At 49.6% G+C, this 25895-nt stretch carries 19 protein-coding genes; 12 read left to right on the top strand and 7 right to left on the bottom strand.

The window, feature by feature from the left end:
- Positions 1-68: 68 nt before the first annotated feature.
- A complete protein-coding gene (locus tag JNC77_RS02690) occupies positions 69-1616 on the bottom strand; it encodes a VOC family protein (protein ID WP_374829177.1) in 1548 nt (515 codons plus the stop codon).
- A 732-nt stretch (positions 1617-2348) separates the two neighbouring features.
- Between JNC77_RS02690 and JNC77_RS02685 the strand changes: the two genes are divergently transcribed.
- Positions 2349-2591, top strand: a complete 243-nt coding sequence (locus tag JNC77_RS02685; protein ID WP_374829175.1) for a hypothetical protein — start codon at positions 2349-2351, stop codon at positions 2589-2591.
- A gap of 152 nt (positions 2592-2743) precedes the next feature.
- Positions 2744-4504: a long-chain-fatty-acid--CoA ligase gene (locus JNC77_RS02680; protein WP_374830457.1), complete on the top strand. Its 1761-nt coding sequence runs from the start codon at positions 2744-2746 to the stop codon at positions 4502-4504.
- Here JNC77_RS02680 and JNC77_RS02675 read toward each other — a convergent pair.
- The 3 genes from JNC77_RS02675 to pgi all read right to left on the bottom strand — a co-directional run bounded on the left by JNC77_RS02675 (position 4493) and on the right by pgi (position 8009).
- Positions 4493-5230 carry an HAD family hydrolase gene (locus JNC77_RS02675; RefSeq protein ID WP_374829173.1) on the bottom strand — a complete coding sequence of 246 codons (738 nt, stop codon included), beginning with the start codon at positions 5228-5230 and terminating at the stop codon, positions 4493-4495. The two genes, JNC77_RS02680 and JNC77_RS02675, sit on opposite strands and share 12 nt — an antisense overlap.
- A complete protein-coding gene (locus JNC77_RS02670) occupies positions 5230-6291 on the bottom strand; it encodes a succinylglutamate desuccinylase/aspartoacylase domain-containing protein (protein ID WP_374829171.1) in 1062 nt (353 codons plus the stop codon). Before JNC77_RS02670 ends, JNC77_RS02675 begins: the two co-directional genes overlap by 1 nt.
- A 68-nt stretch (positions 6292-6359) precedes the next feature.
- A complete protein-coding gene (gene pgi, locus JNC77_RS02665; RefSeq protein WP_374829169.1) occupies positions 6360-8009 on the bottom strand; it encodes a glucose-6-phosphate isomerase in 1650 nt (549 codons plus the stop codon).
- 206 nt (positions 8010-8215) lie between these two features.
- On the opposite strand from pgi, the gene JNC77_RS02660 reads away from it, so the two are divergent.
- From JNC77_RS02660 to preA, 3 genes are all read left to right on the top strand, one after another.
- Positions 8216-8674 carry an SRPBCC family protein gene (locus JNC77_RS02660; RefSeq protein ID WP_374829167.1) on the top strand — a complete coding sequence of 153 codons (459 nt, stop codon included), beginning with the start codon at positions 8216-8218 and terminating at the stop codon, positions 8672-8674.
- 266 nt (positions 8675-8940) lie between these two features.
- The gene (locus JNC77_RS02655) at positions 8941-10428 is read left to right on the top strand and encodes an NAD(P)-dependent oxidoreductase (protein WP_374829165.1); all 1488 of its coding nucleotides are present in this window, start codon (positions 8941-8943) and stop codon (positions 10426-10428) included.
- A gap of 77 nt (positions 10429-10505) precedes the next feature.
- On the top strand, positions 10506-11816 hold the full coding sequence (preA, locus tag JNC77_RS02650) for an NAD-dependent dihydropyrimidine dehydrogenase subunit PreA (protein ID WP_374829163.1): 1311 nt from the start codon (positions 10506-10508) through the stop codon (positions 11814-11816).
- A gap of 176 nt (positions 11817-11992) precedes the next feature.
- Here preA and JNC77_RS02645 read toward each other — a convergent pair whose 3' ends face one another.
- The gene (locus tag JNC77_RS02645) at positions 11993-12673 is read right to left on the bottom strand and encodes a TetR family transcriptional regulator C-terminal domain-containing protein (RefSeq protein ID WP_374830455.1); all 681 of its coding nucleotides are present in this window, start codon (positions 12671-12673) and stop codon (positions 11993-11995) included.
- A gap of 363 nt (positions 12674-13036) precedes the next feature.
- Here JNC77_RS02645 and JNC77_RS02640 point away from each other — a divergent pair, with 363 nt between their 5' ends.
- The 6 genes from JNC77_RS02640 to JNC77_RS02615 all read left to right on the top strand — a co-directional run bounded on the left by JNC77_RS02640 (position 13037) and on the right by JNC77_RS02615 (position 19594).
- Positions 13037-14284 carry a Zn-dependent hydrolase gene (locus JNC77_RS02640; protein ID WP_374829161.1) on the top strand — a complete coding sequence of 416 codons (1248 nt, stop codon included), beginning with the start codon at positions 13037-13039 and terminating at the stop codon, positions 14282-14284.
- Between the two features lie 92 nt (positions 14285-14376).
- Complete coding sequence (hydA, locus tag JNC77_RS02635; protein WP_374829159.1) at positions 14377-15834, top strand: dihydropyrimidinase; 1458 nt, start codon at positions 14377-14379, stop codon at positions 15832-15834.
- A 3-nt stretch (positions 15835-15837) separates the two neighbouring features.
- Positions 15838-16740 carry an ABC transporter ATP-binding protein gene (locus JNC77_RS02630; RefSeq protein ID WP_374829157.1) on the top strand — a complete coding sequence of 301 codons (903 nt, stop codon included), beginning with the start codon at positions 15838-15840 and terminating at the stop codon, positions 16738-16740.
- Positions 16737-17666, top strand: coding sequence for an ABC transporter permease (locus tag JNC77_RS02625; protein ID WP_374829155.1), 930 nt, complete (start codon positions 16737-16739; stop codon positions 17664-17666). Before JNC77_RS02630 ends, JNC77_RS02625 begins: the two co-directional genes overlap by 4 nt.
- Positions 17663-18523: an ABC transporter permease gene (locus tag JNC77_RS02620; protein WP_374829153.1), complete on the top strand. Its 861-nt coding sequence runs from the start codon at positions 17663-17665 to the stop codon at positions 18521-18523. The genes JNC77_RS02625 and JNC77_RS02620 overlap by 4 nt, the downstream gene beginning before the upstream one ends.
- 63 nt (positions 18524-18586) lie before the next feature.
- Positions 18587-19594: an ABC transporter substrate-binding protein gene (locus JNC77_RS02615; protein WP_374829151.1), complete on the top strand. Its 1008-nt coding sequence runs from the start codon at positions 18587-18589 to the stop codon at positions 19592-19594.
- 80 nt (positions 19595-19674) lie between these two features.
- Here the strand turns inward: JNC77_RS02615 and JNC77_RS02610 are convergent, their stop codons facing one another.
- Positions 19675-22821, bottom strand: a complete 3147-nt coding sequence (locus JNC77_RS02610; RefSeq protein WP_374829149.1) for an efflux RND transporter permease subunit — start codon at positions 22819-22821, stop codon at positions 19675-19677.
- An 11-nt stretch (positions 22822-22832) separates the two neighbouring features.
- Positions 22833-23963, bottom strand: a complete 1131-nt coding sequence (locus tag JNC77_RS02605) for an efflux RND transporter periplasmic adaptor subunit (protein WP_374829147.1) — start codon at positions 23961-23963, stop codon at positions 22833-22835.
- Between the two features lie 229 nt (positions 23964-24192).
- On the opposite strand from JNC77_RS02605, the gene JNC77_RS02600 reads away from it, so the two are divergent.
- Positions 24193-25716 (top strand): sensor histidine kinase, encoded by a 1524-nt coding sequence (locus JNC77_RS02600; protein WP_374829145.1) that lies wholly within the window; start codon positions 24193-24195, stop codon positions 25714-25716.
- The last annotated feature ends 179 nt before the right edge of the window (positions 25717-25895 follow it).

Genomic DNA, 25895 nt, shown 5'->3' with positions numbered 1-25895 from the left:
TAAAGTAGCCACATAATTAAAAGCCAAGACTAAAAAAACCGCCCTGAACAACAGAACGGTTTCACTTTTTAGAATCGCTCAAGCCATTTTTGACTGCGACTGATATCTTCTTGCGACAGATTATGACCCGCTTTAAGCATGTCTGCTTGCAGCTTAGCGGCGCCAAGTTGCAGCGCCTCCACCAAAGGCTTGGCAAAGCCGCCGTAAATATCATCCTCTCCGTTCAGCATCAGCAGGCAAACATCTGATAAATCCGTCACGGGTGCATTTTCCAGCACCTCGCCACCGCGCAACAAAATCACCTTTTGCAACACATGCGGATGCAGACGCAAAATAGCTCCAAGCAAATTAGCTCCATTGGAATAACCCAAAAATACCGTTTTGCTTAAATCCACCTGATAAGACTTCACAATGCCTTCCACAAAAGCCATGAAGGCTTCCGCTTCAAATGCAATATCCGCCTGATCAAAACGGCTCATCGTTATACGCTTGAACCAGCGATGCACACCCTCTTCAGTCGCACGTCCCCGCACCCCGATCAGCGTGGCGTTGGGCGCAATCTTATGCGCCAATGGCATCAGATCATTTTCATTGCCACCTGTGCCATGCAATAGCACCATAAATGTGCCATCCGGATTTTCCGGCTGGTAAATCCGGTGGATGAAAGGCAATTCACGGTAAATAATCCGCTCCTCACCTGGCAAAGCAAATTGCGGCAAACGCAAGCTGTTATCACCCAGATCATCTTCGGATGCGGGCGGCACAAACAAGGTTTTACCAAGATCAGCCAGCGCTTCATCCACGCTCATGCCCGGCGCATCGGTGGCAAACTCAATCAGGCTGCCGCCCGGTTCACGTACATATAGCGAATGAAAATATTTACGGTCATGCACCGTCGTTTCCACCGCATTAAGCTTGGAAAACTCAACAGAAATGGCATCAATCTCGCCTAAGTTTTTGGCACGAAGCGCAACATGATCCACCGTACCTGTGCCCTGCATTGCTTCCCAAAAACCGGTTGCATCACGCACATCCAGATAGTCACCGCTTTGCGAGGCAAGACGGCTGATTGTGTCTGTCCGCAAATCCGGCTTCAAACCAAAATGCTTAACCAGAAAAGCCTGTGTCTGCTCCGGCACTTCCGACAGAAGCGTTACGCCTTGCAAGCGCTGTACTGCTGCGAAGGTTGGAATATCACCAGCGACGGCCGCATCAGGCGATTTTAATGTGGAAGCAACCAGCTTGACGATTACACCATCAGGGTCTTTCATGCGTAAAACAGTTTCGCCCATTTCCACCTTCGGCCCTTCAATGGCGATGTTATGGCGCAAACCACGTTCCATCCAAAAGCCGATAGCGCTTTGATCGATAGCAAGCGCAATTTCGCTGATCTGGCCGTGACCGGCACGCCCGCGCACGCCGTCTTCCCAGACCAGAAATGTTATCAGTGAACCCGGATTGCCGTGCTGATCGCCGTAAAACAAATGCAGCTGCTCGGTATCTTCATAACCGGCCGTTTGCTTGACAAGACGAAGCCCAAGAAAGCCCGCATAAAAATCCACATTCGGCTGAACCTTACCGGTAATCAGAGTGACATGATGGATGCCGTTGCTCATGGTTTTTCGCCTTTACATTATTGTTATTATACATCTGGCGCAGATATAGGCACTTTTTCTCAAAAGCCAAAGAGCAGCAGACCGAACACAATGTGTATCAGGCAATGACAATAGAACGGGGAAAAGTAATTGGCGCACAAAAAATGAGCAAAAAAAAGGCCGCGCGGGAGGAGGATGCGCGGCCCAATCTTTGAACGCGGCTGGGAGGAGGAGTGCCGCATTCCGGTATCGGACTTTGGGAGGAGGAGTAAGTCCGATGACGCATACATACCGATCTAAATCGTTTAGATCAACGAACAATCATGCATAGCTGATATGCAAAAGAGGCAAGAGAGCATCATAAAACCAGTTTCAAATATAAGAAACCATCGTTTTTCAATGCTTCAGATGCTGCATGTCCCCGACATAAGCCTTGGCCACTGCTTTCCTCATATATTTTTGCATCAAGCACCAAATAGTTTGAACCACTTTTTGAATGCAAGCTTATGTAGGCACACAGCTTTTGCGTTTAGCGGCAGTTTTCAAAAGCAACAAATGAATGACATTCATTTCAGAAATACATGTAAATTCGGAAATTACTATTATTACAATAGATACTGTATAGTTAAAATTATTACTTATACAGAAAATGTATTATCAAAAACAAAGCAGATTGCAATCAATATTATTATTTTTATTCTTGCACTATTTTAAAGACGGCGCATAATAACAATGGGAACGAGGAGAAGAAAAATGGCAGATATCACACATGGACGCTGGATAGAACGCAAAGGCCAGTTTGATACAGGCAGAGTGAGCGGTCACCGCACCTTTCAAACTGTTCGTTCACATAGCCGCACCGCCAATATCCCACAAAAGACCAACGCCATTCATCCGGCTACAGTCTTTTTAGGCATTATGCTGTGTACACTCATCGCACCTGCAGCCATTTTAGGCTGGGCACTTTTCCACGCCAGTTTCAATATAATTAACTGATATCGGTGAATAAACTGCTTGATAAAAGCTTTTGCCAGTGTAACTCTGCGGCACTGAATGACAGATTATGACGGTCAACCCTCAGGAGGAACCATCGTAAGGCGATTACGATGGAATGAGGATTGACAGCTGCCGGTGGAACCAAAGATTTTATGACAGCCGATAATGCGCTTGAACATGCGCCAGACCCTCATCGCTCTGTGAGCAATTCAAGCACAACAGAAAAAATCTGGCTGAAATCCTATGCACCTGAAGTGCCGGAAACTATCCCCTCTCCCGTATTCAATTCTATTTCCGCCATGATCACCGATGCCTGCAAGCGGTTTGATGACAGACCAGCTTTTACCTGCATGGACAAGTCGCTAACCTATCGTGCGCTTCATGAGCAATCCGGTTGGCTTGCCGCATGGTTGAGCGCCAAAGGATTGGTGAAGGGCGACCGCGTTGCCGTGATGATGCCCAATATTTTACAATATCCGCTCAGCATTGCCGCCATTTTGCGCGCAGGACTGGTCGTGGTGAATATCAATCCGCTTTATACGCCGCGCGAGCTGGCGCAGCAATTGAATGATGCCGGTGCAAAAGCCATCATCATTTTAGAAAATTTTGCCAGCACGCTGGAAAAAGCCCTGCCTGAAATTAAAATTGCGGATATTCAAAAGCCACATATTTTGGTGGCGAGCATGGGCGACATGCACGGGCTAAAAGGACATCTGATCAATCTGGTGGTGCGCCGCATTAAAAAACTGGTGCCGCGATGGCATTTGCCACATTATACGCGTTTTAAAGCAGCGCTGAAAATCGGGCGTGCTCATGCTGTTCCTATGCCTGTTTTAAAGCGTTCCGACCTTGCTTTTTTACAATATACCGGCGGCACCACCGGCGCTTCCAAAGGCGCAATGCTGTCTCACGGCAATATTCTGGCCAATCTTGATCAGATGCGGCTTTGGCTGGATGTGGCTTATCGCATCAAAGGCAAGCCAGATGATGTCAATTATATCTGCGCCTTGCCGCTTTACCATGTCTTTGCACTCACTGTGAATGCGATGATCGGCATCCAGCAGGGTGCGCGCAATATTCTCATTCCCAATCCGCGTGACATCAAAAGCTTTGTCAAAGAGCTGCAAAAATATCCGTTTCATATTTTTCCGGCACTCAACACGTTGTTCAATGCTTTGATGAACAATCCGGATTTCAAAAACCTCAATTTCAAGCCGCTGATCCTCACCCTAGGCGGTGGTATGGCAGTGCAAAAACCTGTCGCAGAACGCTGGCAGCAAATGACAGGTTGCCTGATCACTGAAGGTTATGGGCTTTCTGAAACATCGCCGGTTGTTGCGGCCAATGGTTTGGATGCCACGCAATTTACCGGCACAATCGGCTTACCAATGCCCTCCACCGATATTGCTATTCTGGATGATGACGGCAACTATCTGCCGCTTGGAGAGGTGGGCGAAATTTGTGTGCGCGGCCCGCAATTAATGCTGGGCTACTGGCAACGCGATGACGACACTGCCTGCTCATTCACCAAGGACGGTTTTTTCCGCACCGGTGATTTGGGCTTCATGGATGAAAATGGCTACACCAAAATTGTTGACCGCAAAAAGGATATGATCCTTGTCTCCGGCTTCAATGTCTATCCTAACGAATTGGAAGAAGTGTTGGTTGCGCATGATAGCATTAAAGAAGCCGCCGCCATCGGTGTACCAGATGCAATATCCGGCGAAGTGGTCAAACTCTTTATTGTGCGTAAGGATCCTAATTTAAGCGAAGAAGAGGTGAAAGCCTATTGCGCCGAGCGCCTGACCAATTACAAGCGCCCGCGCATGATCGAGTTTCGTGACGAACTGCCGAAAAGCAATGTCGGCAAAATTTTACGCCGCAAATTACGAGACGCAAATTTAAGCAAATAAAGCCGGAATATCGGCAACAGAGGGCAAAACAATATCGGCGAGCGGTTCTAAAATATCCGCTCCCGCATTGCCGGAAAGCACACCGATGCTCAAGCCAGCCTGTGCCGCATGCGCGGCCTCCATATCGTGGCTATTATCGCCGACCATTGCTAATTGCGACAATTCAATGCCGGTTTTTTGCGCAAAATAAATCAAAGGATCGGCAAATGGTTTTGGCCGTGCCGCCGTATCATAGCCGATAAAGCCCGAAAAAAAGTGATCAATGCCTAGCAATTGCGCGGTTTTCAGTGCTCCCGCTTCAGAATCATTGGTGCAAATGCCCAGGATAAAACCCTGCGCTTTGAGTGCTTCCAAAGCCTCATAAAGCCCATCAATCGCCACCGCTGATCGCGGGCCCGCCTCAAGGCTTGCCTGATTGTAGCGGTCAACAATTGCAGATTGTGTGACAGCATCAATATCGGGGTGCCACAGCGCCACCATTTCCTCAACCGTTCCCGCAGCAATTACCGAATTGCCGCGAAAACGTTTGGCTTCCCAATCATAGCCGCCAATATCCATCAAATGACGGGCTTTTGCCTCGTCACCATTGGCGGCTTTCTCCGCCATAGAATAAGAGAACGCAAACCATGTGCGTTCAAAATCAATCAATGTGCCATCCTTGTCGAACAGGATGGCACGGATTGATTTCAATTTGTCAGCCAATTCGCTCATGCTTCCAAAGCTCATTATGCCTCTAAGGCTCCGGCACGTTTGGTCACTTTAGAAGGCTTGTCGCCCAACAGTTTCAACACGTCATCACCACGGCGCAGATAGCGCAAAGAACGGCGTGTTAGAATGCGCCCTGCCTGCGGAGCAGTCAGAACAATATCACCACTCGGGCTTCCAGGGGTTGTGACGATTGTCGCAAGCTTTGCACCTTCGCTTACCACATCACCCGGTTTCACATGATAGAAAACCATGCCGCCTTGCGGGGCGCGGATCATTTCCACATGGGTGAGCGGCGTAACAAGACCTTGATAATCAAGGTTTAACTGTACTGAACCGTCTTCAATAACACCGCGATGCACTAAAAACTTATAAAGTCCGGCAGCATCTTCTGCGCCCTGCTCTGCATAAACATCGCTTAAGCCCCGAAACTCAACCGTCGTGACAGCGCGACGTTTCATATTGCGTTGATCACGCGGTATTTGCAAAACAGGATGCGCACAAGCTTCTTCGAAAGCGGCATCAGCAGTGGTATCCCATGCCAGAATAGCGGTGGAATTCAGCGCTACGGCCAAATCTTTCATGTCTTCGACGAAGTCTTCAGCAATATAAAGATAGTTTTCGCTCTCATCATCGCAGTGCAGATCCAGCACAATATCATGCGGCAATGCAAAGCGTAGCAGAGCCGCCTTCAAGCGCTTGATCAGTGCTTCCGGCGCATCCGGTTGCGGCAGATTTGATGTGTCAAAGTCCGGCAACAGCGGAAAAGCGCGGTTGAAATTGACCGCTGAAAATGTATCAAAACGGCCTTGATGCTGGTATGCCTGCCACTGGTTGGAAGCAACCGGATTGGCCTGTGGCACCACGGTAATATTGCCTTTGATGCGCCCTTCATCAGCCGCCTTTTGCAGCATCGGCACCAGAAAATGAAGTGCTGCCTGCCCCGGCAATTCACCACCATGAAGGGATGATTGCAGATAGGCAGTTGCTGCCGTTTCATCATGGCCTTCAAAACGCAAAACACGCAGTTCAATTTCATTGCCCGGCACATCACAGGCAAATTTAATCAATTCCGTCTTCATGAAATCTCAGCGCTCCTCCATGCCAGATTTGCCGGTTCGCTTTGAACCGGCAATATTTCCCGACAATGTCAGTGTTTGCGACGTACATGCAAGTGATTTACCAGCCCTTGCGTTGAACTGTCACGATTGCCAACTGGTTTGTCACCCGTCACCACATCGAGCAATTCGGTGGCAAGCTCCTTGCCAAGCTCCACGCCCCATTGGTCAAACGCATTGATGCCAAACAATTGCGCCTCGACAAAAACACGGTGCTCATAAAGCGCAATCAAACGCCCAAGCGCAAATGGTGTCAGCAGATCATGAACAATGGTGAGAGAGGGACGATTGCCGGAGAAAACACGATGCGGAGCGATTTCTTCAGCACGCGCTTCATCCATGCCCTTAGCCAGCAATTGCGCGCGCGCTTCTTCCAATGTGCGGCCTTTCATCAAAGCTTCAGATTGCGCCAAGCAATTTGCGAGCAGCATTTCATGCTGATGATCAAGCTGCGGCTCATGCGATTTGCAGCCAACGATAAATTCCAGCGGTATTGTATCTGTGCCTTGATGCAACAACTGGAAGAAAGCATGCTGACCATTGGTGCCAGGCTCCCCCCACACAACCGGCCCTGTCGGCCCATTCACAGGGGAACCATCCAGCATCACGCTTTTGCCGTTTGATTCCATATCCAATTGCTGCAAATAAGCAGGCAAACGGGCAAGGCGCTGATCATAAGGAATGACAGCACGGCTGGTATAATTGCAGATGGCGCGATGCCAATAGCCAATCAGCCCCAGTACAACCGGCATATTTTCAAGCAATGGTGCATCGCGGAAATGCTTGTCCATTGCATGCGCACCGGCCAGCATTTGCGCAAAATTTGTCCGACCAACTGCGATCATCACCGGTAAACCGATAGCCGACCAAACCGAATAACGGCCACCAACCCAGTCCCAGAAACCGAAAACACGGGTTTCATCAATGCCAAAATCTGCCACTTTGTCGAGCGCTGTGGAAACAGCGACAAAATGATCAGACACTGCCGCTTCGCTCAAATTCTGTACAATCCATTGACGCGCGGTCTGTGCGTTGGTCATGGTTTCAATAGTAGTGAAGGTTTTTGAGGCAATAATGATGAGCGTTGTCGCCGGATCAAGTGGCCCCAGCACATCAGCAATATGTGCGCCATCAATATTGGACACGAAATGTGTACGCGGTCCGTCATGATAAGGGACAAGCGCAGTGGTCGCCATCACCGGCCCCAAATCGGAACCGCCAATGCCGATATTGACGATATCGGTAAATGCTTTGCCGGTTGCACCTTTTAAATGGCCGGAACGAATGGCATCCGAAAAATCACCCATACGCGCAAGCGTTGCTTTGACTTCGGGCAATATATTTTCGCCCGCGACCAAAATTGCATCCGACGATGTGTCACGTAAAGCCACATGCAAAACGGCACGATTTTCACTGGTATTAATCGGCTCGCCGGCAAACATTGCTGCACGGCGCCCTTCCACATCGGCAGCTCTTGCAAGTCTTGCCAAAAGCTGCATAGTCTCTTCATTGGCCAAACATTTTGACCAGTCGAAAAGCAGGTCATCGAATTGCAGCGAGAATGATTTAAACCGATTTAAATTTTCGGCAAAAGCTTTGCGCATATCTTTTGGTGCAGATGTGCTCCAATGGTTTTTAAGCGCTGCAACTGCCTCGGTTACCTGAGCTTCATTCCGTGCCATTTAACAACTCCCGAATCAAATTTAGCCAGAGTGTAAACTAAACATTCACAGTTTAGTATTTTGTTGGCATGCTTTCACGAGGATTTCAGCAAAAGTGCCAGATTGCATAAAACAATATCACCGCTGGTAATCGTCTTTCATCAACTACGTCTATAACAGTCTTTAGCATTCATGCATGAAGTCTAAGCAACAATTATGGAGATATCATGGATTTGACCGGTGAAGAGCGCATATCAGCCCCTCGTGAAGCAGTGTGGAATGCGCTCAATGACATTGAGACGCTGAAAGCTGCGATTCCTGGTTGCGACAATTTGGAGCGAATCAACGAACATCAAATCAGAGCCAGTATAAAGGTGAGTTTTGGAGTCATAAAAGTCGGCTTTCACGGGCTTTTGGAGCTTTCCAATATGGTGCCGCCGCACTCTTATACCATCTCCGGAAAAGGGGAAGGAACCATTGCCGGTTTCGCCGAAGGTGCCGCTGATGTGCGCCTCACGCAAGATGGTGAAGAAACAATTTTATCCTATGCAATACAAGGAGATGCAGGCGGGAAAATTGCACAAATCGGCACCAGGATTCTAGGCTCTGCAGCACGCAAAATTGCTGACCGGTTCTTTGCCAATATTGGTGAAGCTGCTGCCGCGCAAGTCGCCGCAAAAAACTAAAACCATCATCTTCTCTCGCACGTTATTTTATCTGGTTGAAAGCAAGTTTTCGTCAATAATTGACCAAATGATAAAAAATTTGACCTTCTGAAAAAATCTGTCATGCTGATAACAGCATAAGCATTCTCCCGTACAAGAAAGCTTAAAAGCTTTCAGGAGAAGCTGCAATTTAAGGGACAAGGCGGAATAACCGCCACCCGCATATAGAAAAGCTGGCGTCAAAAGGAACAGCGCCGCTTGAACTTAAAAATGGGAGATGCGATCTGATGGGATCAGCAGATAACACATCTATTCGTGCAGAAAACACGCAAAACCAGCCGGACATCAAAACGGCGCGGTTAGACCACTCTGCCTATGCAGATGTCTTTGATGATCTGCATCCGCCCCTCACACATCATGAAGCGATTGTAGAGGCGGATCGGTGCTATTTTTGCTATGATGCTCCGTGCATGACCGCATGCCCGACCAGCATCGATATTCCGCTTTTTATACGCCAAATTTCGGCTGAAAATCCAAAAGGCGCGGCAAAAACCATTCTTTCAGAAAACATTCTCGGCGGCATGTGCGCCCGTGTTTGCCCCACTGAAACCTTGTGCGAAGAAGCCTGTGTGCGTGAAACCGCCGAAGGCAAGCCGGTTAAAATTGGCCTGCTCCAGCGCTATGCCACTGATGATCTGATGGAAGACGGCACACATCCGTTTAAACGTGCAGCCGCTACCGGCAAAAGCATTGCCATTGTGGGCGCAGGCCCTGCCGGTCTTTCCGCTGCACACCGCCTTGCGATGCATGGTCATGAAGTCAGCATTTTTGAAGCCCGTCCAAAAGGCGGCGGCCTCAATGAATATGGTATTGCCGCTTATAAAACCGTTGATGATTTTGCCGCCCGCGAATTGGAATTCGTGCTGAAAATCGGCGGCATCAAAATTAATTACAATAAGGCTTTAGGCCGCGATATTTCGCTTGATGCCTTGAAATCCGGCTATGATGGCGTCTTTCTTGGAATGGGTTTGCCAGGCGTCAATGGTTTGGGACTGATAGGCGAAGATGCACCCAATGTGATGGATGCGGTGGATTATATCGGCCAGCTTCGCCAAGCCAAAGACCTCTCCAATCTGCCGGTCGGACGCAATGTGGTGGTGATTGGTGGTGGTATGACCGCCATTGATATTGCCATCCAGATCAAGCTTTTGGGCGCTGAAAATGTCACCATCGCCTATCGTCGCGGTCAGGAACAGATGAATGCCAGTGCATATGAGCAAGAATTGGCGCAGGTTCATGGGGTCAATATCCGCCACTGGGTGCAGCCTTCAAGCCTGACCCGCAATGCGGATGGTACTGTCAGCCATATGGTGCTGGAATATACGACCCAAAAAGATGGCAAGCTCTCCGGCACCGGTGAAACCATCACGCTCAAAGCCGATCAGGTTTTCAAAGCCATCGGGCAAAATTTCCTCGCCGAACCGCTTGGTAAAACCGGTGTGGCACTCGCCAAAGGCCGTATCAAAGTGGATGAGCACAGACGTACATCCGTTGAAGGTATCTGGGCTGGCGGCGACTGCGTGGAAGGCGGCGAAGACCTCACCGTTGCATCCGTTGAAGACGGTAAAGTCGCGGCAGAATCCATTCACCACACCTTGATGAACCTAACGCAAGAAGTTGTCGGATTTGCCGATGCGGTACTCTCCGCACAAGGCGGCGCCAATAACGGCCAGCGTCATATTCAAGGGCCTGAACCCATTGAATGGGGTCACTAATTTTTTCATCCGTGGTTTTAAAAAGCGGCCGTAAGAGCCGCTAAAAACCGGTAAGTCGTATCAGGGGAATTTCGACAATGGCTGACCTTTCCACCAATTTTCTCGGGATCAAGTCGCCCAATCCGTTTTGGCTGGCTTCTGCCCCTCCAACCGATAAAGCCTATAATGTGGAGCGTGCTTTCAAAGCAGGTTGGGGCGGTGTGGTATGGAAAACGCTGGGCTCCGAAGGCCCGCCGGTTGTTAACGTCAATGGTCCGCGTTACGGCGCTATTTATAGTGCTGACCGTCGTTTGATCGGTTTGAACAATATTGAGTTGATTACCGACCGCTCGCTGGAAATAAACTTACGCGAAATGAAAGAGATCAAGCGCCGCTGGCCGGATCGAGCCCTCATTGCCTCCATCATGGTGCCATGTGAGGAGGAAGCATGGAAAGCCATTCTGCCACTGGTTGAAGAAACCGGCGCTGACGGTATCGAGCTCAATTTCGGTTGCCCGCACGGCATGAGCGAACGCGGCATGGGTGCGGCTGTCGGTCAGGTTCCGGAATATGTCGGCATGGTGGTGAAGTGGTGTAAGCAATATACGCGCATGCCGGTCATTACCAAGCTGACACCCAACATCACCGACATCCGTTATCCGGCACGCAATGCTTTTGCCAATGGCACTGATGCTGTGTCACTGATCAACACGATCAACTCGATCACCAGTGTCAATCTTGACAGTTTTGCACCTGAACCTACCATTGACGGACGCGGTTCGCACGGCGGTTATTGCGGCCCTGCGGTCAAGCCGATTGCGCTCAATATGGTGGCGGAAATTGCCCGTGATGCGGAAACTGCCGGTCGCCCGATTTCCGGTATTGGCGGTGTATCGACATGGCGCGATGCGGCAGAATTCATCTCGCTTGGTTGCGGCACTGTGCAGGTCTGTACCGCTGCCATGACCTATGGTTTCAAGATCGTTCAGGAAATGATCGACGGCCTGTCCGATTGGATGGATAGCAAAGGCTTTGAAACGCTGGATGATTTCCGCGGTCGTGCCGTGCCGAATGTTACCGATTGGCGTTATCTCAACCTCAATTATGTCACCAAAGCCAAGATCAATCAGGATCTTTGCATCAAATGCGGCCGCTGCTTTGCAGCTTGTGAAGATACTTCGCACCAAGCGATTACCTCACTGGTTGACGGCGCCCGCCACTTTGAAGTGATTGATGAAGAATGCGTTGGCTGCAATCTCTGCGTCAATGTCTGTCCGGTTAATGATTGTATCACGATGGAACCAATCAGCGGTTTTGATCCGCGCACTAAAGCGCCGATCGATCCAAACTACGCCAACTGGACAACCCATCCGAACAATCCGATGTCTGTACAGGAAGCAGCAGAATAAAGCTCCCCCCGAAGACCGGCAGGGCATGATGATAAAGATCATGCCCTGCCTGAAGATGTCTTTGAAGCTTTGAGGATTTCATGAGCGTTTGAAACAATCGCCATTGAGGAAGTCCGAACTTCAAATCTCAATCCGGCGCAAAGCGTGCAATCGACACCTTGCGCATGGTGATACAATCAGAATGAACGCGGACGGATACCGTTGAGAACAATGCCGACTATCGCTTCGGCGGTTTCTGCCCGGAATGAAGACCTGTCAACTTTTTCGCCCATAATGGCGCGAACCTGTACGTCAAAGTCAGAATAATGCTGTGTCGTTGCCCAAATGGTGAAAATCAAATGATAAGGATCAACAGGAGCTATTCGTTTTTCAGCAATCCAGCGATTGATCACTTGCGCCTTGCCATCGACCAATTCACGCAAATGGGTTTTCAAAAATGTGCCGATAGCCGGTGCGCCATGCATGATTTCATTAGCAAAAAGGCGCGAGGCTTCAGGTTTGCTATCCGACATTTCAAGTTTGCGGACAATATATTTTTTCAACTCTTCCAGCGGATCGCCTTGCGGGTCGATTTCTTCAAACGGGCGCAACCATTCAACCAGGGTATCTTCCAAGACATTGACGTAAATATGCTGCTTGCGCGGGAAATAATACAACAAATTGGGCTTGGACATGCCCGCTTTTTCGGCAATCTGATCCAGCGTAGAGCCTCTGAAACCAAAGGCAGAAAACACATCCAATGCAGCGTCCAGAATAATGCGTCGGTTGATACCCTGAATGCGTGTTTCGTTTTCGGGACTATCGCTTTTTTTACGCCTTGCGCCTTTGCGGGCAGCAGTGGGAGCAGCTGTGGCCATTTGACACCTTCCGCCGGACGGAGAAACTTTCGAAAGCGCTTGACCGCCATCGATGCCTCTTCTAGCCTGTATTTTTACCAAGTAGTCAAGTTTTTTACGCAAGTCAAAAATATTGCCGCCGTAAGTGCGACTGGTAGCGGGAACAATAGAGCGGCGTTTGAACCGCGGCAAGGGGGAGAGCCAGCATGTCATATGCGACAAGCCTGCCCATCTTTTTAACACGCAACGGCTGCATGAGCAGGTGCGTGGACAGGGAAGCTGTATCTGCATCTGAATTTCAACGTAAAAATTCAGGACACACCGGCACGCAATCTATTTTTGATCAGGTTTTTTAATAGCATGTAACAGAAAGGCAGCTCTCTCATGGCGCTTAACAGCAATCTCAAGATCAACTCCGATCGCTTGTGGGATAGTTTGATGGAGATGGCCAAAATTGGCCCCGGACTGCGCGGCGGCAATAACCGTCAGACTTTGACCGATGAAGATGCGCAAGGCCGCAGACTTTTCCAATCATGGTGTGAAGATGCCGGTATGACTATGTCTGTCGATACGATGGGTAACATGTTTTTCTATCGTGAAGGCACTGATCCGGATGCCGATCCGGTTTATATGGGCAGCCATTTGGATACACAGCCGACAGGCGGTAATTTTGACGGCGTGTTGGGTGTACTTGGTGGCTTGGAAGTTGTGCGCACGCTCAACGATCTAAAGATCAAAACCAAGCATCCGATTGTTGTGACCAACTGGACCAATGAAGAAGGCACCCGCTTTGCCCCCGCCATGCTGGCATCCGGTGTTTTTGCAGGCGAGCTTGATCAGGACTGGGCTTATGAGCGCGTTGATGCCAAGGGCAAAAAATTTGGCGATGAATTAAAACGCATTGGCTGGCTTGGTGACGAGCCGGTAGGCAAACGTAAAATCCATGCCATGTTTGAGCTACATATCGAACAAGGGCCAATTTTGGAAGCTGAGCATAAAGATATCGGCGTTGTGACCCACGGACAGGGGCTGTGGTGGCTGGAAGTCACGATTACCGGCAAGGAAGCTCATACCGGCTCGACACCAATGCCGATGCGAAAAAATGCCAGCCTTGGCTTGGGCAAATTGCTGCAACTCGTCAATGATATTGCCATGGAACATCAGCCGGCCGCTGTTGGTGGTGTCGGCCATATTGATGTGACGCCCAATTCGCGCAATGTGCTTCCCGGTCAGATCGTCTTTACTGTCGATTTCCGCTCGCCGGATCGTAAAGTGCTGGATGGCATGAAGGCAAAATTTGAAGCTGAAGCGCCAAAAATTGCCACCGAACTTGGCATACAGGTTGAAATCGAAGCGATCGGCCATTTTGATCCTGTTACTTTTGACGAAAATTGTGTGAACTCCGTGCGTAACGCCGCAGAGCGGCTCGGCTATAGTCACATGAACATCATTTCGGGCGCAGGACATGACGCTTGCTGGGTTAATCGGGTGGCGCCGACTGCCATGATCATGTGCCCATGTGTCGACGGCTTAAGCCATAATGAAGATGAATCCATTTCCAAAGAATGGGCAAGTGCGGGAGCTGATGTGCTTTTGCATGCAGTGCTGGAAACGGCTCAAATCTGCGAGTGATTACAGTATAAGCTGGCGGGACTCAATCACCCCGCATCAGTTCCGTTAATATCTGCAACTGTTCGCAACGAAACCAAAAAGGGGAACGAACAATGGCAACCAAGGTGATTAAAGGCGGTACCATCATTACTGCTGACCGTACATATGATGCGGATGTTCTCATCGATGGCGAAAAAATCGTAAAAATAGGCAATAATCTTTCCGGTGATCAGATCATTGATGCAACAGGCTGTTACATCATGCCAGGCGGCATTGACCCGCACACCCATTTGCAGATGCCGTTTATGGGCACCTACTCATCCGATGATTTTGACACCGGCACCGCCGCCGCCCTTGCAGGCGGCACCACAATGGTGATTGATTTTGTCCTGCCCGGATCTGAGGGCAATTTGTTGGAGGCATTGCAGGAATGGTTCCAGAAATCCGGCAAAGCGCGCACCGATTACTCTTTCCATATGGCGATTACCGGCTGGAGCGAGCGCGCCTTCAATGAAATGCCGGAAGTGGTCAATCGCGGCATCAATTCATTTAAACATTTCATGGCCTATAAAGGCGCATTGATGGTCAATGATGATGAAATGTTTGCTTCATTCCAGCGTTGCGCTGAACTGGGTGCCACAGCATTTGTGCATGCCGAAAATGGGGACGTGGTAGCGCAGTTACAGCAAAAACTGCTGACTGAGGGCAACAAAGGCCCTGAAGCCCATGCCTTCTCGCGCCCACCGGAAATTGAAGGGGAAGCCACCAACCGCGCCATCATGATTGCCGATCAGGCCGGTGTGCCACTTTATGTGGTGCATACATCCTGCGAACAAGCGCATGAAGCCATCCGCCGTGCGCGCCAAAAAGGTATGCGTGTGTATGGCGAACCGCTTATTCAGCATCTGACATTGGATGAAAGTGAATATTTCAACCAAGATTGGGACTATGCCGCACGCCGTGTCATGTCACCGCCATTCCGCGACAAACTCAATCAAAACAGTCTCTGGGCAGGTCTTTCTGCCGGAAGCTTGCAATGCGTTGCTACAGACCATTGCGCCTTCACCAGCGAACAAAAGCGCACCGGTATTGATGATTTCACCAAGATTCCAAACGGCACCGGAGGACTGGAAGAGCGTCTGCCGGTATTATGGACAAAAGGTGTTGTCACCGGCCGTCTGACACCAAATGAATTTGTGGCCGTGACCTCCACCAATATTGCGAAAATCCTCAATATGTATCCGCAAAAAGGTGCCGTTCTGGAAGGATCGGACGCCGATCTCATCATCTGGGATCCGAAAGCCCAAAAAACTATTTCGGCCAAAACGCAACATTCTTCCATTGATTATAATGTGTTCGAGGGCATAGAGCTGACCGGGCTGCCACGCACGGTGTTGTCGCGTGGCAGAATTGCCTTTGATCAAGGCAAAGTGCTGGCGGAACCGGGCGATGGCCGTTTCATCGAGCGCGAGCCAAATGCAAGCGTCAACAAGGCACTTTCCACATGGAAAGAAGTTGTTGCACCACGCAAAGTCGAGCGCAAGCCGGAACATATGCCATACGGGGTCTGATCCATGAACAGACCGCAATCTGATGCACAGCTTCGGGAAGCGATCATAATGACAGATTATCAATCAGCTCCCTCAAGAGCCCCAATAAAAACCAATATCACCGGCGCAGCCAACAGCGAAAACTGCGTCATTGATATTAAAAAACTATCGTTGATTTTTGAAACCAATGACGGGCCAGTGCAGGCTTTGTCCGATATTGACCTTCACGTCAATCGTGGCGAATTCGTATCTTTCATCGGCCCTTCGGGCTGCGGGAAAACTACGCTGATGCGCGTGGTCGCCGATCTGGAAAAACCAAGTTCCGGTAGCATTACCGTTAATGGCATGACACCGGAACAGGCACGCTTGAAACGTAGCTATGGTTATGTTTTTCAGGCCGCTGCCCTTTTTCCGTGGCGCACGATTGAAGATAATATCGGTCTGCCGCTGGAGGTGATGAAATTCAGCCCGGCGGAAAAGAAAGAGAGGATCAGAAAAAATCTTGATCTGGTCAATCTTTCCGGCTTTGGCAAAAAATATCCGTGGCAATTATCAGGAGGCATGCAACAGCGTGCCTCCATTGCCAGAGCCCTGTCTTTTGATCCGGATATGCTATTGATGGACGAACCTTTCGGTGCGCTGGATGAAATTGTACGTGATCACCTCAACGAACAATTGCTGAAATTATGGGCGGCTACTAAAAAAACGGTCATTTTTGTCACCCACTCCATTCCGGAGGCCGTATTTCTATCGACAAAAATTGTTGTTATGAGCCCACGCCCGGGTCGTATTCATGAAATTATTGATTGTGATCTGGGGCCAGACCGCACATTGGAAATCAGAGAATCTGAAGCATTCTTGAAAATTGCCCATCAGGTTCGTGAAGGTCTACGGCTGGGGCATTCTTATGATGAGGTGCACTCTTGAGCAGTAAACCACCTCTCACTTCTCAGATCTTCGGATCAAATTTTTTCAGGGATCGTTTCTTTCCTGTCCTCGTCGTATTGGCCGCCATTATCCTCATCTGGTACATAATGGCGGCCTTTTTGAATGCGCCTTTTGAACGGGATCAGGCGGAGCGAGCCGGTGTTGAGATCAGCACCTCCACGGTGATTAAAAACACCATGAACCAAGCGCGTCCTGTATTACCCACTCCGCATCAGGTAGCGGCAGAAGTCTGGAAAACAGTTTTCGAAGTTAAACCAAGCTCCAAGCGCAGTCTCGTCTATCACGGCTGGGTGACGCTTTCTTCAACACTGTTGGGCTTTGTTTTTGGCTCATTGCTCGGCATTTTGCTGGCGGTCGGCATTGTCCATTCGCGCACGCTTGATAAAAGCCTGATGCCCTGGATTATCACCTCACAGACAATCCCCATTCTGGCCATCGCCCCAATGATCATTGTGGTGCTCAACGCCATTGGCATTTCCGGCCTGCTGCCTAAAGCCATCATCTCCACCTATCTGTCTTTCTTCCCTGTCGCTGTCGGTATGGTGAAGGGCTTAAGATCACCGGATGTGATGCATATGGATTTGATGCGCACTTATAATGCTTCCAACACACAAATGTTTTGGAAGCTGCGCTGGCCAACAGCCCTGCCCTATCTTTTCACCTCCATGCAAATTGCGGTGGCGATCAGCCTTGTTGGGGCAATTGTTGGTGAATTGCCCACCGGTGCAGTAGCAGGGCTTGGAGCGCGTTTGCTGGCAGGCTCTTATTACGGGCAGACCGTGCAAATCTGGGCAGCATTGGTGGTGGCGGCCATTATGGCGGCCGCATTGGTCGCACTTGTCGGCATTGCCGCGCATTACGTCAACAAGCGTATGGGCATTAAGCCGGAAAGGGCAGCGGCATGATCAAACCTCTACTCTTCTTATTTTTCCTCGTCATTGTCTCATGGTTTTCGGTCAAATGGCTGGCAAGCCTGCGCACGTCTTCACGTCAAGGCCAACACTTGCTCGACATTGCCGTACCAACCCTATTCGGCATCTGGATGTTGGTGTTCTGGGAAGCAACAGTCAAAGGATTTGAAATTCCATCGGTTTTATTGCCCGCTCCTTCGATGATCTGGGCACGTATCACCAATTCAGTACCAATCCTTTGGGCCGACTTTCGCCAGACTTATCTTAAAGCAGTGATTGCCGGTTATGCAATGGGTTGCGGGGCCGGTTTCATCACCGCCATTCTGGTAGATCGTGTGCCATTTTTACGCAAAGGCCTGCTGCCGGTCGGCAATCTGGTGGCGGCATTGCCTATTGTGGGTGTTGCCCCTATCATGGTGATGTGGTTCGGCTTTGACTGGCAATCGAAAGCAGCAGTCGTGATTATCATGACTTTCTTTCCAATGCTGGTGAACACAGTGGCAGGGCTTGCAGCCGCAGGCTCGATGGAGCGGGATATGATGCGAACCTATGGCTCATCATATTGGCAGTCCTTATTTAAGCTGCGCCTGCCCGCAGCCATGCCTTTTATTTTCAATGCTTTGAAAATCAATTCCACCCTCGCCCTGATTGGCGCGATTGTGGCCGAGTTTTTCGGCACACCGGTCGTCGGCATGGGTTTCCGCATATCAGCAGAAATCGGGAGAATGAATGTTGATATGGTCTGGGCGGAAATATTCGTTGCAGCGCTTGCCGGTTCGATTTCATACGGGCTGTTGGCATTGCTCGAGCGACGTGTGACATTCTGGCATTCTTCTTACAGGAGAGGCTGAAGCATGACAAAAAACGGCATCCGCCAAACATAAGGCGGAGCCGCAACCAGAGGAGAACTAAAAATGAAAAAAATAATCACAAAAACGCTGGGTGCTGTGGGAGCAACCGGCCTTGTTTTATCTTTAATGGCAGGCTCGGCATTGGCAGCCGATAAGCTCACCTTACAACTTAAATGGGTAACGCAAGGGCAGTTCGCCGGTTATTATGTCGCCAAAGATAAAGGCTTTTATGAAGAAGAAGACCTCGATGTCGAGATCAAACCGGGCGGTCCTGATGTGGCACCACCACAAGTGATTGCCGGTGGCGGCGCGGATGTGGTGGTGGATTGGCTGCCATCGGCTTTGGCAACCCGTGAAAAAGGCGTGCCGCTTGTCAATATTGCCCAGCCTTATAAAAAATCCGGCATGATGCTGACCTGTCGTAAAGACACCAATATTACCAAGCCTGAAGATTTCCGCGGCCGGACCTTAGGTGTCTGGTTTGGCGGCAATGAATATCCGTTTCTGTCATGGATGAGCCATTTAAATATTCCGACCGAAGGCGGAAAAGATGGTGTTGTCGTGCTCAAACAAGGCTTCAATGTCGATCCACTCATTCAAAAACAAGCCGATTGCATCTCCACCATGACCTATAATGAATATTGGCAGGTGATTGATGCAGGTATTCCGGCAGATCAGCTCGTTGTCTTCCCTTATGAAGAGCAAGGCGTTGCCACACTGGAAGACGGCCTCTATGTGCTTGAAAAAAGCCTTGAAGATCCGGCTATGGTCAACAAGCTTGCGCGCTTTGTGCGCGCAACCATGAAGGGCTGGAAATATGCCGCTGAAAACCCGAAGGAAGCCGGTGAAATCATCGTGGAAAATGACTCGTCCGGTGCCCAGACGGTAGAAGTGCAAGAGCGCATGGTGGCCGAAATCGGCAAGCTTCTGGATGATACCGGCGTGTTGGATACGGCTGCTGCAGAACGCACGGTTGATACATTGCTTGGCGGCGGTTCTGATCCGGTGATTACCAAACGCCCGGAAGGCGCATGGACATCTAAAGTGACCGACGCGATGAAAGAGCTTTAAGCGCCGTTGATCTTAACCAAACAAAAACCGCGGCGGATTGAACATCCGCCGCGGTTTTTATTTATTACTTGATGGATGTCTTATTCACCTTTTTGCTCCACCAAAGCCGCGTGACGCAACTCGTCATCAAGGCGTGCTGCCTCATGGGCTTTCGGATTGACGAAACGACCAAGCAACAAATAAGCAACCGGTGTGACATAAAGCGTTGCAATGGTTGCAAGGCCAAGCCCGCCGACAATAACCCAACCAAGCGAGATACGCGCTTCTGCACCAGCACCTGATGCCATTATCAGCGGCACACCACCCAGCACACCACAAATCATCGTCATACAGACAGGACGCAGACGAATGTTGGCTGCCTCTTCAATCGCCTCACGCAGCTGATAGCCCCGGTCTCGTAACTGATCGGCGAATTCCACGATCAGAATACCGTTTTTCGCCATAATACCCACCAAAAGTACCAGTCCGATCTGACTATACACATTAAGATTGGTGCCCGTTAACAGCATTGCGACCACGGCACAGCCAAGCCCCAGCGGCACTGTTGCCATCACGATGACGGCACTGATAAAACTTTCAAACTGTGCAGCCAGCACCAGCAGAATAATGACAATCGCAAAACCGAAAACCAGCATCAGACCTTGAGATGTTTCATCCAGCGTGCTTGCTTCTGCCAACGGAATGATGTGCGAACCGGCAGGCAACAAAGGTGCAGCCACTGTCAAAGCAGTCTGATAGGCATTACCAAGGGCAAAATCATCACGTAAACCAGTGGTGATAGAAACCGAACGCATACGTTCTTCACGGTTTAATTGCGGCGGGACGGCCTTTTCTTCAATGTCTACAATAGAAGCCATTGGCACATAGCGGCCATCCGATGTTTTAAGAAAAATATTCTCCAGATCAGTCGGATCATCAACCGGATGGGTGGTGGAGACGAGCTTCACGTCAAAGCTGCGGTCACCCACATATACCGAACCGATTTTTCGACCATCAAGCATCGCCTGTACAGCATTAGCAAGACCAGTAATATCAATACCTAAATCAGACGCACGCTCTCGATTGATTGTGATTGATAATTGCGGTTGTGTCGGCTCTACCGACAAACGCGGTTGGTCAAAGCGCGGGTCTTTTTCCAGTTCACGTACAATCGCTTGTGCAGCATCTTGCAATTTATCGTAATCGTTGCCCAAAATCGCAAATTGCAAACCATTACCCGCTCCGCGAATGCCAAGACTGTTTGGTTGCATGGAGAAAATACGCGCACCCGTTATGCCGCGCAAACGCGCATTGGCATCGGTCATAATTTCCTGCTGGCTGCGGCTACGCTTGTCCCACGGCGCCAAAGTCAGCACCACAAAACCGCTATTGGATGATCCAAAGCTACCGGAAATGGCATAGGTGGTGAGAATTTCGCCACTTTCACGTAATGGACGCAGTGCAACTTCCACTTTGTCCATCTGCTCACGCAAAAAATCAACACTAATGCCTTGTGGACCTGTCACGCGTAGCATGGCGGCCGAGCGGTCTTCACTTGGTGTCAATTCCTGACGGATCTGCGTATAGCCAATATAGCTGAAGCTTGCAAAAATCACCGACAGCAACACAATTGCGAAAGGCACATTGAGACAAAAACGTAAAGACACACGATAAATATTGCTTAAAGCACCACCGACTTTACGAATGGTACCGGGCGCTTTTTCGTGGTTATCTTCGCCATTGCTCTCCTTGAGAAAACGTGAAGCCAACATCGGACAAAGGGTGAGTGCGACAACACCTGAAAGCAGCACGGCAATCGCCAGTACGAAACCAAATTCGCGGAAAAGACCGCCAGCCTGCCCCGGCAGAAATGAAATCGGCACAAAAACCGCGACAAGTGTCAGGGTCGTGGCAATCACCGCAAAAAACACTTCCTGTGTACCAAGCACGGCAGCAGCACGTGGCCCCAGCCCCATATTACGACGGCGTACGATATTTTCCAACACCACAATCGCATCATCCACAACCAGTCCTGTGGCCAGCACCAGCGCTAAAAGCGTGATAATATTGATGGAGAAACCCGCCAGATAGACGGCTGCCACTGTACCAATCAACGCCACCGGCAGCGACACCGCCGGAATGATGGTTGCGCGCAAATCCCACAAGAAGACGAAAATTACCAGTACCACGATGATACCGGAAATAATCAGCGCCAAAATCACCTCATGAATAGCGCCATTAATGAAGGTCGCATCATCACTGGTAACACTAATTTCAATGCCTTCCGGCAGCGTGTCTTGCAAGTTTTCAACGGCTAGGCGCACACCTTCAGAAATATCAAGCGTATTGGACTGCGCTTGGCGTACAATACCAAGACCAATGGCCGTTTTGCCGTTGGAGCGCACTTCAGAAGTGATAATATCAGGCCCCAGGGTCACCGTTGCCACATCACGTAGTTTGGTGCGGTCATTCAGGCTGATATTTTCAAAGCCTTCCGGTGTAGTCACATTGGCGGTTGCACGCACCACTATCGACTGATCGCTGCTGCGCAATGAACCGGCAGGTGCATCCAGTGCCATTGAGGCCAACGCTTTGGTAATATCGGCAATGGTCAGACCATAACTTGCCAACCGCCCCTGATGAATATCAATGCGGAAAATCTTGTCGCGATCACCATTGATCTGCACATCAGCAACGCCCGGCACAGCGGAAAGCACATCGGTGATCTGATCATCGACCAACACGGTCATATCATCGATCGACATCGTGTCGGAGGTGACCGCCAGACGCATCACCGCATCTGCATTGGCGTCCGCTTTAATAATGCGCGACGCATCCGCTTCATCGGGCAGCGAATTGACAATACGCGAGATCGCATCCCGCATATCAGCAGCCGCCACATTCAGATCAACACCATCGTTGAACTCAACCGTGACACGGCTACGGCCGAATGAAGAATTTGATGAAATCGCCTTTACACCAGAAACACGCGCCACTGCATTTTCAATCACCTGCGTCAGCTGACGGTCAATCGTTTCAGCAGAAGCCCCGCTAAACTCGGTGCTGATGGTGACAACCGGACGATCGACATCCGGCAGTTCACGAATATCAATGCCTGAAAAAGCAGCAAGGCCAGCCACGATGATCAGGATATTAAGAACAAGAGCCGAAACCGGACGGCGAATGAATAATGCAGTCAAGCCGCCGGATTTGTTGTTATGACCTGATGGGGTTTTTAATTCACTCAACGCTTTTCCCCTCAGTCTGCTTTCGCAGTGGTTTTAGAGGATGCATTTTTAAACGTTACCTGCATCCCCTCGCGCAATGCCTGTACGCCTTCGGTCACAATCAATTCGCCTTCATTCAAAGCACCATTGACCAAAACGCTGGCTGAATTACGCTGCACTATAGTGACCGGTACCCGTTCCACTTTATCGTCTTTAATACGCCAGACATAAGCACCTTCTGCGCCCCATTGAATCGCCAAAGCACTGACGGACGGGTATTGATCACCCGGAAAAAGCATGGTGGTGGAAAAAGACATACCGGACAGCAAACGGTTTTCGACATTTTCAAACATGCCGCGCACCCGCATCGTACGGCTTGCCTCATCCAGCATATTATCCACTTCGATGATCTGCCCGTCATAGATCTGACCCGGCAGAGCAGTCGATTCGGCCTGAATTTTCTGACCGATCTTGATTTGTGGTACAAACCGCTCCGGTACATAAATATCAATCAACATTTTGGATGTATCATCAAGACGCGCCAGCACTGTCTGAGCGGTGACATAATTGCCGGCATCTACCGGCAAAATACCCACAGTGCCGGAAATCGGCGCTTTCACGGTCCGTCGCGAAAGCGCCAATTCAGCATCCTGTACCGTCAGTTTAGCCTTGGCAACAGCAAGCTCGGCAGTCACTTCCTGCACCTGCGTTGCTGTATTGGTTTTACGCAAACGCACAATACGCTCTAGCGTGTTCGCCAAATCTTGCAACTCTGCTTTGGCTTTTTGTAAAATAATTTCTTCGCTTTCAGAATCCAGCTCGGCAATCACGTCGCCAGCCTGCAAAGCCTGTCCGGCTTTGACCTTCAGCGCCATCAATGTACCGCTGGTATAAGGAGTAATAGAAACCGTTTGAAACGCCCGCACAGTACCGATCGCTTCCAGGCGTCCGTTAACAATATCCGTTCGAACCGCATCGCTGACCACAAGTTGCGCGCTTCGTCCGCCGGAACCACCATGCGCAGCGCCACCTCCAAAACCTGCATTTTGAGAAACCGCAGCGTTCGAACCAGTGTCGGTTTGACGTGCTTTATAAGCATACCAACCTGCACCAGCTGCAATAATAACGAGCAGACAAATAACCAGCTGCTTCCATAATTTCATTCGTAACCCCAGCGTAAAATGCAAAATAACCGTCTAAAACGGCATAAAAACAATCACTACAAAATGCACGTGAAAAACGTCTAGTCCAATTAAACTTCTGTAATGGAAAACAAAGCGCAGCTTAACATATGGCAAGCACAAAAATATAACCTATATATGACGAGAAACATCTTTCCCTTTAAAAAAGGCAATTCAGCCGTATCCGACTTCTGCATACCGAAAGATCAGCATGGCCTCCGAACCCGCGCATCTGCGTCAGTCAGACCATTATCAGCCTGCTCAAACTATTGCCCACGCGAATGAAGCCGTGGCAGAATCGGCTGCACCCGCTGCTAAAATCAAAAGACCTGCTTTTTTTCAGCGTTTGAGCAATAAATTCCTGCTTCTTACTATGCTTGCGGTTCTGGTTGCCGAAATTCTGATTTTTATTCCCTCGACAGCCAGCATGCGGATAAGGTGGCTTACCAATCTATTGGATACTGTCGCACCGGTTGCACTGGTGTTGGAAGATGAAAAAGACGGGATCAGGCCACGCGAGGCACAAGACAAAATTCTTTATGCCACCAATGCCAAATCAATCAGCATTACAACCAATGATCAAAAAACATTATTGGCTGCCAGTGCACAGCCATTCATCATTGATGCCAGCGTAAATCCACGCCAGACCAGTGAATCACAAGCCATTTGGGATGCTTTTGCGACGCTTTTTGATCCGGCAGAGCGTAATATCCGCGTTTACAGCGCCATACCCAATACTAACAAAACCCTCGAAATTGTCATTTCCAGCCAACCTTTGCGCAATGCCTTATTGGTATATGCGCGTTATGTTTCGATCATATCCTTGCTTATTTCGATCATGGCCGCTGGCTTCATTTATTTGATTATTCATGAAATGCTGCTGCGCCCTGTCATCCGTATGCATCGCGATATGATCAAATTTGCTGAAAAGCCGGATGATCCGGCACGTATCATCCAACCCGAACAACGCCATGACGAGCTCGGCATTGCCCAGCAACAACTGGCTTTGATGCAAACCAATTTGCAGCAAACCTATACCGAGCGCAAACATCTGGCCGATCTCGGTATGGCGGTTTCAAAGATCAATCACGATATGCGCAATATTCTGGCCTCAGCACAATTAATGTCGGATAGTCTGGCAGATGTGAAAGATCCCGCGGTCAAGCGTTTTGCACCGCGTCTTATACGGACATTAAGCCGTGCCATCAGCTACTCTGAAAGTGTGGTGGCTTACGGGCGCACCAGAGAAGCGCCGCCCAATCCGCGCCGGATCGTCTTGCATGCAATTGTGCAGGATGTTGAAGAGGTCATCAATAGCGATCAGTTGCATAATATCAGCTTCATTAATGCTGTGCCGCAAGATTTCATTCTGACAACAGATGACGAACAGCTTTTCCGTATTCTCACCAATCTCTGCCGCAATGCAATGCAGGCGCTGCAAAGCATGCCCGCCCCGATTGGTGAAGATAATTTCAAAAAGCAAATCATTGTCGAGGCGAGTTGCGACGACAATCAGATTTACATCGATGTCAGAGACAATGGCCCCGGCCTTTCACCCAAAGCCAAAGAAAACCTTTTTACCGCATTTCGTGGCTCCACCCGCAATGACGGTACCGGATTAGGCTTGGTAATCGTGCAGGATCTGGTTCGTGCCAATGGCGGGGAGATTCTCTATTGTGAAGAAAGCGAGCCGGGCACGCATTTCAGAATTATTTTACCCGCTGAAGCTGTTTAAAATCTATCCACATAAGCAAAGGCTCAAGAAACCTGACTAATTTCAATATTTTATCAGTTATGTACATTTTTTTCATTTAGGTGCTTGCATTTAAATTCGATCCGGATTACCAACCGCAAGCACTCTTCGATGAGAGATAATGATAATTTCTTATTGAAAAGTCGCTTTAAGTGATAAGC

The organism is Paenochrobactrum pullorum (genome assembly GCF_041929845.1).
Lineage (GTDB): Bacteria > Pseudomonadota > Alphaproteobacteria > Rhizobiales > Rhizobiaceae > Paenochrobactrum > Paenochrobactrum pullorum.
The sequence above is the reverse complement of the archived record's forward strand: the minus strand, read 5'-3'. Positions and strand labels throughout refer to the sequence as shown.